General features: G+C 38.0%; 11 protein-coding genes. 1 reads left to right on the forward strand and 10 read right to left on the reverse strand.

What is annotated here, in order from left to right; all coding sequences use genetic code 11:
- Nucleotides 1-16: 16 nt before the first annotated feature.
- Together CBF33_RS07065 and rlmH are read right to left on the reverse strand one after the other, a co-directional pair.
- Nucleotides 17-937 carry an abortive infection family protein gene (locus CBF33_RS07065; RefSeq protein WP_126762839.1) on the reverse strand — a complete coding sequence of 307 codons (921 nt, stop codon included), beginning with the start codon at nt 935-937 and terminating at the stop codon, nt 17-19.
- Between the two features lie 39 nt (nt 938-976).
- Entirely contained in the window at nt 977-1,456 is a 480-nt protein-coding gene (rlmH, locus tag CBF33_RS07070; RefSeq protein ID WP_126762842.1) for a 23S rRNA (pseudouridine(1915)-N(3))-methyltransferase RlmH, read from the reverse strand.
- Nucleotides 1,457-1,792: 336 nt separating this feature from the next.
- Here rlmH and CBF33_RS07075 point away from each other — a divergent pair, with 336 nt between their 5' ends.
- Entirely contained in the window at nt 1,793-3,049 is a 1,257-nt protein-coding gene (locus CBF33_RS07075; protein ID WP_126762845.1) for a S1C family serine protease, read from the forward strand.
- Between the two features lie 36 nt (nt 3,050-3,085).
- On the opposite strand, the gene CBF33_RS07080 is transcribed toward CBF33_RS07075, so the two are convergent.
- From CBF33_RS07080 to CBF33_RS07115, 8 genes are all read right to left on the reverse strand, one after another.
- The gene (locus tag CBF33_RS07080; protein WP_126762855.1) at nt 3,086-3,892 is read right to left on the reverse strand and encodes an MBL fold metallo-hydrolase; all 807 of its coding nucleotides are present in this window, start codon (nt 3,890-3,892) and stop codon (nt 3,086-3,088) included.
- Nucleotides 3,893-3,909: 17 nt separating this feature from the next.
- Entirely contained in the window at nt 3,910-4,740 is an 831-nt protein-coding gene (locus tag CBF33_RS07085) for a two-component system regulatory protein YycI (RefSeq protein ID WP_126762857.1), read from the reverse strand.
- Nucleotides 4,740-6,044 carry a YycH family regulatory protein gene (locus CBF33_RS07090; RefSeq protein ID WP_126762859.1) on the reverse strand — a complete coding sequence of 435 codons (1,305 nt, stop codon included), beginning with the start codon at nt 6,042-6,044 and terminating at the stop codon, nt 4,740-4,742. Before CBF33_RS07090 ends, CBF33_RS07085 begins: the two co-directional genes overlap by 1 nt.
- Nucleotides 6,041-7,867 (reverse strand): cell wall metabolism sensor histidine kinase WalK, encoded by a 1,827-nt coding sequence (gene walK, locus CBF33_RS07095; protein ID WP_126762861.1) that lies wholly within the window; start codon nt 7,865-7,867, stop codon nt 6,041-6,043. Before walK ends, CBF33_RS07090 begins: the two co-directional genes overlap by 4 nt.
- A 16-nt stretch (nt 7,868-7,883) precedes the next feature.
- Nucleotides 7,884-8,591 carry a response regulator YycF gene (gene yycF, locus CBF33_RS07100; RefSeq protein ID WP_126762863.1) on the reverse strand — a complete coding sequence of 236 codons (708 nt, stop codon included), beginning with the start codon at nt 8,589-8,591 and terminating at the stop codon, nt 7,884-7,886.
- Nucleotides 8,592-8,732: 141 nt separating this feature from the next.
- On the reverse strand, nt 8,733-10,886 hold the full coding sequence (locus CBF33_RS07105) for a HelD family protein (RefSeq protein ID WP_126762865.1): 2,154 nt from the start codon (nt 10,884-10,886) through the stop codon (nt 8,733-8,735).
- A gap of 75 nt (nt 10,887-10,961) precedes the next feature.
- On the reverse strand, nt 10,962-11,825 hold the full coding sequence (locus tag CBF33_RS07110) for a MurR/RpiR family transcriptional regulator (RefSeq protein ID WP_126762867.1): 864 nt from the start codon (nt 11,823-11,825) through the stop codon (nt 10,962-10,964).
- A 94-nt stretch (nt 11,826-11,919) separates the two neighbouring features.
- Nucleotides 11,920-12,549, reverse strand: a complete 630-nt coding sequence (locus CBF33_RS07115) for an HAD family hydrolase (protein ID WP_126762869.1) — start codon at nt 12,547-12,549, stop codon at nt 11,920-11,922.
- Nucleotides 12,550-12,551: the final 2 nt, after the last annotated feature.

Here is a 12,551-nt window from a genome sequence, read left to right on the forward strand (position 1 = left end):
TAATTTGCTACCAATTCTATTTTCTTGTTTTATCCTCATAAGTTTTCCAAATAAAATGGACAACAGATGTAGATGTCCCCACCGCGAGCTCAGCATATCTAGATGGTAGGTTTCTAAATGTACTATTTTTTCCATGCCCATCACCAAAAGCATTTCTTAATTCAGCCATATTTTGAGTTATTGCTGTTAAATTGCCTAAAATCCTAATAGCTACCTCTGCATCTTTTCTATTGTTGTCTATAGACCGAACATCCAATTCAAGTGCTGAATAGACTTTTTTCATAAGCGGTGTTAATTCAATATTCTTATCATACATAATATCCATTTCATCTAATATAGTCTTAGCACAAGACTCTAATAATTCTTTTGCTTTACCTATTGAAAGATTCGGATGTTTCTCTATATTATCAATCATCATTTCTATTTGCTTGTCAATGTAATCCGAATTAAACTTTTGCTTAATATCATCGCTATACTTTTCAATAACAGAATTATTCTCAATGGCTTCATAAGAATAAATAGCACGTCCTGAAATGAAAGAAGAAGTAACTAATCTGAATCCATCATGTTTTAATAATTCATTAATTGAGTTTAAGTAAAACTGCCATATTTGATTCTTATCTATAACTGTTGGATGAAATATCTCACTAAGAAATAATAAAAATTTTTCATCATTTGATACTAAATCAAAATTATCATTATAGTACTGATAAAACCAATCCCATTCCCAATCTTCGTTATTAATTCTATGTTGGTAGATATCTTTATAAGCTGTATTAAATTGAAGCCTGCTATCTGTAGAAGGTAACTGATGTAAGTCGTATAATCTAGAGAAAAAATCTACTTCGTCAAATGTTCCATAATAAAAAAAATTTCCTGTTTCTATTCCTTCTTCAAGCAATTCCATAATATCTCGCCTAGTAATTTCCGTAATCATTATACCGCTCCATTCCTAGTAAACTCTCTTTCAACCGCATCATTTATGATACGGTTCGCCTTTCATTATTCTAAAACTTCGGTAAATTTGTTCGGTTAAAACTAAACGCATTAATTGGTGTGGATAAGTGATTCGCCCAAAAGAGATAGCATAGTTGCTCCTTTTCATCACAGCATCAGATAACCCAAGTGACCCTCCTATGACAAAAACAAAATGACTTTTCCCTCTAACCATTTGTGTAGCAATGGTTTTAGAGAGCTCTTCAGAACTGACTAATTTCCCTTGAATTTCAAGTGTTATGACAAAATCTGTTTCCTTTACCTTCCCCAACAAACGCTGTCCCTCTTTTTCTTTCACCTGTATCATTTGCGTTTCGCTAAGATTTTCAGGCGCTTGCTCATCTGGCACTTCAATAATATCTAACTTTGTATAAGGACCTAAGCGTTTACTATATTCTTCAATACCTTGTTTCAAATATTTCTCTTTTAATTTTCCTACTGCTAATATTGTGACTTTCATTTTTTCCTCCGTATATCCGTACATTCGTTTTTATAAGTTTATCACATTAAAAAGGAGTTTTCCACAGTTATCCACAGACTTATGCACATATCCACGTTATCGATATAGTAATTTTCTTTATTTTATCCCTTTTCTTCAAATAACTTGTCCACAATCCACAGAATGTATGTTTTGTGGATAACTTTTGTGCATAACTTGTGATTTATATATTTCTTCGTATTTTAAGACTTTCTTTCATAAAATATTCAAATAATCTTATTAGACTTATTCACAAAACCCTTATATACTTTAATTACACAGTTAAGTTAAAGGAGGAAAGGTTTTTAACCGACAATTATGAAAACATATGAAACATCTACTTCATCCCCTCTTAAACGTTTTGGAACGGGACTTTTAGGCGGACTCATTGGAGGTGCCGTCGCGTTTGGTCTTTTATTTAATTTCAATCAAGGCAGTGATAAGACATCTCAGCCATTAAACAATCATGGTGAAGCAACAAAAGTTGAGAAAGTGGCTTATGATGTGGAAAACAATACTTCTAAAGCCGTGGAGAAAGTACAAGGCGCTGTCGTTTCTGTCATTAATTTACAAAAACGACAAGAAATGGCGGATGAATATGGACTAGGTGGACTATTCGGTTTACCGCAACAACCCGAAAAGAAATCAGAAGATAATCAAGACGAGCTCGAAACTTCTAGCGAGGGCAGTGGGGTTATTTATAAAAAAGATGGTAAAAACGCCTATGTTGTGACTAATAATCACGTCGTGGAAGGTTCTGATGCTTTAGAAGTTTTAATGAACGACGGTTCAAAAGTGTCCGCTGAACTAGTTGGTGCCGACGCTTATACCGATTTGGCTGTTTTAAAAATCAGTGCCGAGGGCGTAAAAGATACTGCTGAATTTGGTGATTCTGATGTTCTAAAAATTGGTGAACCTGCGATTGCGATTGGTTCTCCACTCGGTTCTGATTATGCTAACTCTGTGACACAGGGTATCATTTCCGCTAAAAACCGAACGATCACGAATCAAAATCCAGAAACAGGCCAACCTACGAATATTAATGCCATTCAAACAGATGCGGCGATTAATCCTGGGAACTCTGGTGGGCCATTAATTAATATTGCGGGCCAAGTAATCGGAATTAACTCTATTAAGATTGCGCGAGCAGCTAGTGGTATCTCTGCTGAGGGTATGGGCTTTTCTATTCCAAGTAACGATGTTGTCGATATTATTAATCAACTAGAACAAAACGGACAAGTCATTCGCCCAATGTTAGGTGTGACGATGATTGATTTAGCGGTCATTAGCCAAGAACAACAAGAAAAAATCTTGAAGTTACCAACAGATATTAAATCTGGTGTAATCATTCGTAGCGTTCAGGCCGCTTCTCCTGCTGAAGCAGCAGGCTTAAAACAGTATGATGTGATTGTAGGAATTGATGGTAAAGAGATTGAAAATGCGACTGACCTTCAAACCATTCTATATACGAAAAAAGTCGGGGACGAGATTGAGGTAACCTACTATCGTGAGCATCACAAAAATACCGTGAAAGTTTCCCTTTCATTAGACCGTTCTTCTTTAGAAAAAGAATAAGCAAAAAGACCGCTTTCCATTGGAAAGCGGTCTTTTTTAGACTTCAAATAATGGTGTTGCAGCATCTGGACTTGTATCAAACACTTGTACCTCTCGTCGTGTGTCAATCCCAATTGATGACAAGGTTTGTTCCATCGTCATATGTGCAATTTCTTTTAAGTTATTCTCTTTGCTTAGATGACCTAAAAAGATTTTCTTCGTACGCGAACCGATGACATCGGTCATTAATTCAGCGCCATCTTCATTTGATAGATGACCACTATCGCCTAAAATGCGTTGTTTTAGATGCCAAGGGTAACCACCTGTTCGTAACATATTTATATCGTGATTACTTTCGACTAAATAACAATCTGAATTACGAATAGTCCCTCTTAGACGGTCGCTACAATAACCGGTATCGGTGACGACTGTGACCGTTTTGTTATGACGATGAAACTGGTAAAATTGAGGCTCAATCGCATCGTGAGAGACGCCAAAACTTTCAATATCCATATCGCCAAAAGTCAGGACTTTTCCCATTTCAAAATGATGACGATTTTCTGGTTTGATTGTGCCCACATTTTTACTCATCGCTTGCCATGTTTTTTCATTAGCAAAAACATCAATACCATAACGTCGCGATAAAACACCTACGCCCTTAATGTGGTCAGTATGCTCGTGGGTAACAAAAATCCCATCTAACTCAGCAGGGGTTCGTCCTATTTCAGCTAATAACTCTGTAATTTTTTTCCCGCTTAAACCAGCATCCACTAAAAGCCGTCGCTTTTCTGTTTCGATGTAAAGTGAGTTTCCCGTACTACCACTCGCTAGCACACTCACATTAAATGCTTGTAAATCACTCACTTTATCACTGTCCTTCTTTAAAATGTTTCTTTTCTAACTTCTGACATTCCACTAGAAATAATAGAGTTAGAAAAAGCATTGATTTTTTCTATTTGTAACTCTTTATCTTTGTTTTCAATCCAAATCAACCATGTGGGCACGTAAACATCTTTCCCTCTCACGCTAAATATTTTGGTGTAGGCTAGTGTTGTTTGTTTAATCGTCGCGCCATTTGGGATACGACTGGCTAAATACAAGGTTACAATAGCATCATGTTCGGTGATGAGAACTTGCTTTTCACGTAAAGGTTCAACATCTTCTATATGCGTTTGGCTAAACTGCGACAATGTCAAACGTCCATTAGCGGTATCTTCCAATGTGACCACTAATTTGCTAGAACCGTCATAGAAAGGAATCCCTTCAAACGATTGCGTATAGACGAAAGCATACGGCGGTTCGGATAAAGCGCTACTATACGTGTAACTCTCTCTTTCAACTATATCTTCCGAATTCGTCACAAAAGACTCCACTTCTTGTCTCACGTTCTTCTTCGAAATATCAACAATCGGTATACTCTCCAAATCCTCAACGACTGTCATAGCATCATTTAGTCGCGCATTTTTCGTCACTTCACGCTCTTCAAAGTTAGTCGGTAAGGCGCTTAAATAATAGCCTTCTTTTTCTTGGGTAGAAAAATCATGCGGAATCGTAATCTTTTCTTCTTTCAGTCTACTTTCAATATTATCTAAATAACTGCTTTCTGGCAATTGAGTTGTTTCTGCTTGTCCTTGAAAGTATGAAAATGCTAAAAAGAGATTGAGGGATAAAAAAGTAATCAAAAAGATAAACTCAATTCGTTTAAAATCCATTACATCTCCTCCCGTTCCGTCGCTAATAAGTGTAACACTGTTGGGACATTATTCCACACGCCGCGATAGTTGACATACCATTCAGGTTCTAAATCTACTACTTGACGCGTTTCGCGGTTTGTGTGCCATGTATAACCAATTTGCAAGCCTTGAATATCTTCTTTTTTGACACCAGCCATTAATAACTCATTTAAAACATCACTCGTTTGTGGCAATGTCACTGTCTCATCAGCCGGTATGGGAACTAAAATCGTCTCTTGGTTAGTGACGATAGATAATTGTCCTTCAAAAAAGGATACTTCAATTCTACCTTTGTTTTGGTCACTAAAAATAGGATAGCCTTCTACAAAGTTACGATACACTATCGTACCATTTTGATTAGCAAAGTAACGGACAATCCCCATATTATTTGCGATACGTTTAATCGCTTGATAGCTTGTATTCGCCATCTCTAAAGCATTTGGATTAGCTGGCGAATAGCGATCATTAAAGCGGACTTCTCCTGTTTCATATTGAATATTTAATTTCTGGCCTTCAGCATTCATCAAGTTGATATTCTTATCATCTTTTTGAGCGTCATTGGCAAAGACATCTTCAGTATTTTTAAAAAGGGCATTGGAAAACATAGTATACGACTGTGTTTCTAAGATATAACTATATTTTTTTAAGGTAACAGGTTCATCGTACAAATACAAATGTGGTGTCAGCGTCCCGTCCATTGTTACCTTTTTAAAGTGATTACGCCCTTCAGATAGTAAATCTTGATAGGTCTCTTCATTTAAGCCTGAAGCACTTGCTTCATAAATTGTTTTATTGCGATCATCCATAAAATAAAGAACGGAGGCCTCCGGATCAAAAACTAAACGATTGACTGTGACATTATCAATAGCATCTCCTTTTAACTTTTCTTCATTGATATCTAAATAATACTCAAGCGAGATAGCATCTGAAAATATCAATTCCACACTAGGCGCTACTTGTTGTAGAGCAAAGTAACGGTCATCAGATAAGTCGCGATGTGCTGTCACTCTGCCAAGTTTCAACTGGAAAAGTAAGCGATTCATCCGATCGATTAACCCACTTCGATTACTTAGTGCAGCGTTATCCGGACTTTCGTGATAAACGAGCTGCACGGGTACAAATATATCTTTCGCTTCTTTAACTGCTGAAGGGGTAGCACTGGTGTTCATATTCTGTAAACTTTTATTGCCTGATTGCGTCCAAATTTTCCAAGAAAGAAAAAAACTAAGGCCAATCATGACAATCAATGCATAGCGTATTAAACGTTCTTTTAGTTTTTTCATTCCCAAAGGTCCTCCTCTACTGGTATGTAAGGTAGGGATATAAAGAAGGTAGAACCTGCATTTTCTTCACTTTCTGCCCAGATTGTTCCACCGTGACCTTGAACGACTTCTTTTGAAATGGCTAAGCCTAATCCAGAACCACCCATCGCCCGCGAGCGTGCTTTATCAACACGGAAGAAGCGATCAAAGACGCGTTTAACATCTTTTTTAGGTATGCCCATTCCTTGGTCTGAAACACTCATAATCACATTGTTATGCGTTTCTAATAACGAGCAGGTAATGACACCCCCGTCTGGAGAGTATTTCAAAGCATTATTTAAAATATTATCCAACACTTGAATCATCTTATCAGAATCGACTTCCACCCAAATCGTGCGTCGTGTAAATTCACGTCGGATTGTATAATCTTGATTTTTACTCGTAATCATCATCTCAAATCGATCTAAAACAAAGTTAAACATCTCGTTTAAGTTGACCATTTCAAGCTGTAAATTCATCTTTTGACTATCCATACGCGATAACTCTAGCAAGTCAGAAATCATGCGAATCATACGATCTGTTTCTTCTAGTGAGACGCTAATAAATTTTGGAGCAATATCTTGATCTTGCCAAGCTCCATCAGATAACGCTTCTAAATAGCTTCTCATACTAGTTAAAGGTGTTCGTAATTCATGAGACACATTTGATACAAACTCTCGCCGTTCAGATTCTACTTTTTGTTGTTCGGTTACATCATGCAAGACGCACACTAGACCACTGATAAACCCTGACTCTCGACGAATCATCGCAAAGTCAACGCGTAAAATCGTCCAATCGTCTTCCTCTTCACCCGGTATTTCAATTAATTGTTCGTTTTGTTCTTCTAATAATTGTCGGAGCGTATAATTTTCTTCAATACGCAAGACATGTAAAATAGATTGTCCAATCGCTGACTCAACCGTTTCATTTAATAATAATTGAGCCATCTCATTGATAATAATCACTTTTCCGCGTCGGTCGGTCGCCACTACTCCATCTGTCATATGAGATAGCACGCTATCCAACCGATGACGCTCGGCTTCTAATGTTTCCTGCGCTTCTTTTACTCGGTCAGAGAGTTCATTAAAAGTGTGCCCTAGCTGACCGAGCTCATCTTGACCGTGAACTTCGACCTTCCCCGTATAATCGCCTGAAGCAATTCGCACGGCTTGACGTTGCATCTCGCCAATAGGTTTGGTGATAGTGCGTGCAACCAAAATCGCCACCCCAAGAGAAATTGTCATGGCAATCACAGAAGCGGTAAAGAAAATTAAGGTCGTTTCACTAATTTCTTTATATTTTTTCTCAATATTACTTTTAACATAAACTGCACCGATAACAGCATTCCCTGTGGTCGATTTCACTTGTTGAACATTAATATACACACGCTCTCCCGTGTTAGGATCTGTAATCTCCGTTCGTTTTTCTGAAAAATCATTTAAACTATTATAATCATTTTTCTTTCCGACATCACTTTGCTTAGTAACTTCACTCGTCGCTCTTACAATCCCTTTATCATCGACAACACGAACTTCTAAAATATCATTTTTAGCAAATTCACTAATGATACGCTTTAAATTCAAATCATCAGGATCGTCCGTATCGGATGTCAGCTCATTACTTAAATTGGATGCCAACTGTTCAACTTGAGAATTCATGTTAATTTGAAACGTATTGATAGTCGTATTTTCCAGTTCTCTAATAAAAATAGCCCCGATGATTTCTACTGAAATCACTAACAGTAGAACAAACACCATGGCTATTTTAAAATGAACAGACTGGAAAAAATTAAATTTTTTCTTCATACTGTTTCTCTTTCTCCTAATCTTGCTCAGGATTTCTTAAATAATACCCGACACCACGACGCGTAATTAGCCACGAAGGGTGACTCGGACTGTCTTCTATTTTTTCTCTTAGACGACGAACCGTCACATCGACCGTCCGCACATCTCCAAAATAATCATATCCCCAAACGGTTTGTAATAAATGCTCGCGTGTCATGACCTGTCCTAAATGTTTAGCTAAGTAATGAAGCAACTCAAATTCACGGTGGGTTAACTCGATTTTTTCACCACGTTTAGACACGATGTACGCATCTGGATGAATAGTTAAATCGCCCACTTCTAGTTCATTATTATCATTTTCTTCTTCTGCTGACGCAGCAGCTGCTCCTTGACGACGTAAATTCGCCTTAACCCGTGCAATTAATTCGCGATTTGAAAATGGTTTGGTTACATAATCATCTGCACCTAATTCAAGACCCAAAACTTTATCAATTTCTGAATCTTTGGCTGTCACCATAATAATCGGCATATCATGCTTTTTGCGAATTTGACGACAGACTTCTAGCCCGTCTATTTTTGGTAACATTAAATCTAATAGGATTAAGTCTGGTACGACTTCTTCCGCTTGTTCGATTGCTTCCTCACCATCATAAGCCGTGTAAACATCATAACCTTCTTTTGAAAGATTAAACTTTACTATATCTGAGATGGGCTTTTCATCATCTACGACTAATATCTTTTTCATGTATTTATTTCCTCCTCTAGAGCAGAACACTTCATTACACGGATATTACTTCCATTATACATTATTTTAACAAGAGTTTAAACTCTAGACATTCCTTTGTTAAAATAAAAAACTACCAGTCTTGATTGACTGGCAGTTTTTCTATTTTAATAACTCAGTAAGTTGCGCGATAAATGGTAGGGTTAATTCATGCATTGCACGCGAACTTGCGGTATAAAGTAAGTGCCTTGCCATTTGCGTATCTGGATAGTGATTATTTGAGACATCGTGAATGAGCACGTGGTCAAACTCTAATCCTTTCGCTAAATGAATCGGCATCATCATGGTTTTTGTTGAAAAATTCATCGCTGCCGTATCTGTGACAACATGTAAATCATGTGGACGTCCGAGTGATTCATACAGTGTTTTGGCTTCCTCACTTGTTTTCGTTAAGATGACACGACGCGTATTTTTTTCACGCTGCGCGATAAACGTTTGTAAATATTCTCTATAAGCTTGCTCATTTTTTAAAGGTACATAGACCGGATTCTTACCCGGACGATTAATCACTTCAATCCCACTGCTTTCGCCACCTGCTAAGTGTTTCATCAACTGACTAATCGGACCACTTGAGCGGTAGGATTTTTTTAACGCCATTCGTTTAATACGACGCCCTTCTCCTTCAAATATCGGAGCCATGCGGTCAAAAGATGTGCCCTGTACAAAAATAGACTGTAGTCCATCTCCCACTAATGTGAAGTTCGCTTGGTCAAATATTTTAGATAGGAAATAAAGTTGCGTTTCTGAATAATCTTGCACTTCATCTACAATCACATATTTAACCCGTCGTTCATTTCGCTGACGTAATAATAGATAATGCAGATAAGCAAACTCTGTACTTTGGTCAAGTGATAACGGTAAAGATAATGCCTCACCAGTTGCTTCAACATAGTGACGTTCTAAATCTAACCAACCATAGCGTTGAATACGCTGACGTACATTACCAAAACGTTTCGTTAATAGTTTAAATGCAATCCGCTCGATATTGTCATCTTCACTACCTTTCATCCCTTTTGGAAATAGTTGCTTATACTCTTCATTGCTTAAATCTTGAACTTCATCACGCCAGTATGCTTGCTTACTCTCTGTTTTGATGTATCGTTCGACTTGTGCCAACATTTGTTCACGCACGTATTCTAAACGACGATACATCTCCGTACTATCAGGCAAGGATGCCAGTGTTTCCTGCATCCATTCGGCCGAAATTACAACCTCTTCCTCACGCTTTAATGGGATAAAATAAATATCTTTCGCCGTCAATTTTTCCACATAGGATTCCAATGTCAACATATGTGTCAAATCTGTCCGAACAGTCTGATTCTCTAGTTGCTCAGCCATCGTCTCAACAGGATAGTGACGTCCTTTTAGTTTCATTAAATCACGAAACGTCATTTGACGCGGATTTTTTTCACCAAGACTTGGTAAGACTTCTTCGATATATTGGCTAAACATCGGGTTAGGCGACAGAAGTAAAACTTGCTCCGGTAACAAATCATCCCGATAACGATAGAGTAAATAAGCGATTCGCTGTAAAATAGTCGACGTCTTACCACTTCCCGCAATTCCTTCAACAATCAGCACGTGACTCGCTGTATCACGAATAATTTCATTTTGCTCGCGCTGAATGGTGCTTGTAATATCTTGTAATTTTGCAGAAGAAGACTCATTTAAAACTTCTAACAACATCGGGTCTTCAATTGCAGTCGTCGTATCAAAGAAATCAAGCAACCGGTCACGTTCTACGCGAATCTGACGACGATTTTTCAAATCAACAGGGACGGTTCCCACAGGGGCTTCATAAGACGTTTTGCCTATATTATTTTCATAGTATAAGTTAGCAATCGGTGATCGCCAATCATAAACATATTGTTCATGATTATCATCACTAAAGCCTGCCACTCCTATATAAAAAGACTCTACGTCTTCTTCATCTGGATACTGCACATCTAATTTAGCAAAATAAGCGGAATCCATTAATTGCGTCACATTATGATGCTGTTTCGCCAGCCATTCCCGTTTATAATTTAACTGTGCTAATTCCTGGTTTTTTTGTTCAACCTCGATTAATGACTCAAAACTATCTGAAACAGAGTCTTGACTCATCCTCAAATCACCTGATAAGCCTTGAATAAATTGTCGTGAATCTTGGTCGGCATGTTCTGCTGCTTGTACAACATCTTGATAGGTCTCGGTTAATTTATTATAAACTTTATCTAAATAGGCTTCTTCTAGTTTCCATTCGCGTTCATCTGACACATTGATTCCCCCAGTACATTTCGTTCATGACCAATAATTTTACGGTGTTACTCGGCCTTTGTCAACGAGTAACGCTTACGAATCGCAACGAGATGACTTTTCAAAATATTGCGAAATCACTTCTTTTGAATCATTCAACTTTTGAAGGGAATATTCATATTCTTGTGAAGCGAAAGCAGAAAAAAGTATATCCACAGCAAATAGCTGGACTAACAGTGAATTCGTTGCAGAACTTCTAAGTGGGGCTTCACCACCTGTTGCGGTCAACAAAGTAACATCTGCTTGTTTAGCAAGTGTCGAATCGCGACGACTCGTCAAACCAACGACTTTAATCCCTTTATTTTTCGCAACTTCCATTAGCTTCAACACTTCAGGCTTTTCACCTGAATTAGAAATCGCAAATAGTAGTGCGGGAGCTTGTTGCGTTACCATAGCTGTCGCTAGTAAATGATGATCTTGCTCATTCATCACGCTACGTCCTATCCGGCTTAGTTTTTGATAAATATCGTTGGCCACCAAACCAGAAGCACCTAAACCATACGTATAAAAAACAGTCGTTTCTCGCATCCAAGCTAAAGCTTGTTCCAACTCTTTATTTTTTAATCGTTCTACTGTTTCATCAAAAGCATAATCTAATTTCACTCGTAATTTCTTTTTTAACTGATCAAGCGATTCATCTGGCACAATATCTGTTAATAAATCTTCTGCCACTTGTTCTGGTATCGCCGATAGCTGTAATTTTAAATCCGGAAAGCCCGCTAATCCTAACGAGTGACACAAACGGACGATAGTTGCTGGACTCGAATCCGCTTCTTTAGCTAACCCTGTAACTGTCATATGAATCACGTCTTTAGGATATTGTAAAATCCACTCCGCTAGCTTACGTTCTGACTTAGATAATAGCTCTAAGTTTTCTTTTATTTTAATTAATACATTCACACCCATCACCTCTTCTCTATCTTACCTTCCTTCGATACTTTGGTCGAGAACTTTCTAAAAAAAGCAGACTCGAACGAGACGTTCGAGTCTGCTTTTAAACAAAGTCTAGCACCTGTATCAGCTTGTCAATCTCTGCATGAGCTTGAGGGGCCTCGATGTAGTAAAACGGATTTCGTAATAACAATACGTCAATACCCGCTCGGCTAGCCGCTAATACACCATAATAAGAGTCTTCGACAGCTATACACTCGCTTGGTTGATAGCCTAATTTTTCGGCTGTTGCTTGATAAATTGCCGGATGTGGTTTCGACTCCTCAAATGATTCCCCGCTAACGTACGTTTCAAAATAAGATGCCAGACCTGTTTCTGTCAAGACTTGCTCGATAGCTCGCTGACTTCCTGAAGATGCGACAGCTAACGTGAGTCCCTTTTGTTGTAGTTTCTTTAATAACGTTTCTGCCGTAGGGTCTAAAATTGATGCATAATCAATGATATGCTTTGCTGTATACGCCCGATAGGCGGTTAAAAATTCTGTTTGTTTACGAGCGTCATTAGGAAACAGTGTCGCCATCATCTTGGGAGGGTTAGAGCCTACAAAAGATAACTGCTGCTTTTCCGTTAAATGTACCCCATATTTTTCAAAGAATCGTTGCCGTCTTTTTTGATAAACAGGCTCTGAGGCAATCAGCACACCATCCATATCAAAAATAACTGCTTTTTTCATTG

Origin of the sequence: Vagococcus lutrae (assembly GCF_003987555.1) — a bacterium.
GTDB lineage: Bacteria > Bacillota > Bacilli > Lactobacillales > Vagococcaceae > Vagococcus_A > Vagococcus_A lutrae.

Excerpts from the sequence above, each read along its gene's own strand:
- yycF (WP_126762863.1), bottom strand. The coding sequence starts at position 8,591 with ATGAAAAAGATATTAGTCGTAGATGATGAAAAGCCCATCTCAGATATA.
- CBF33_RS07065 (WP_126762839.1), bottom strand. The coding sequence starts at position 937 with ATGATTACGGAAATTACTAGGCGAGATATTATGGAATTGCTTGAAGAA.
- rlmH (WP_126762842.1), bottom strand. The coding sequence starts at position 1,456 with ATGAAAGTCACAATATTAGCAGTAGGAAAATTAAAAGAGAAATATTTG.
- CBF33_RS07090 (WP_126762859.1), bottom strand. The coding sequence starts at position 6,044 with ATGAAAAAACTAAAAGAACGTTTAATACGCTATGCATTGATTGTCATG.
- CBF33_RS07075 (WP_126762845.1), top strand. The coding sequence starts at position 1,793 with ATGAAAACATATGAAACATCTACTTCATCCCCTCTTAAACGTTTTGGA.
- CBF33_RS07115 (WP_126762869.1), bottom strand. The coding sequence starts at position 12,549 with ATGAAAAAAGCAGTTATTTTTGATATGGATGGTGTGCTGATTGCCTCA.
- CBF33_RS07085 (WP_126762857.1), bottom strand. The coding sequence starts at position 4,740 with ATGGATTTTAAACGAATTGAGTTTATCTTTTTGATTACTTTTTTATCC.
- walK (WP_126762861.1), bottom strand. The coding sequence starts at position 7,867 with ATGAAGAAAAAATTTAATTTTTTCCAGTCTGTTCATTTTAAAATAGCC.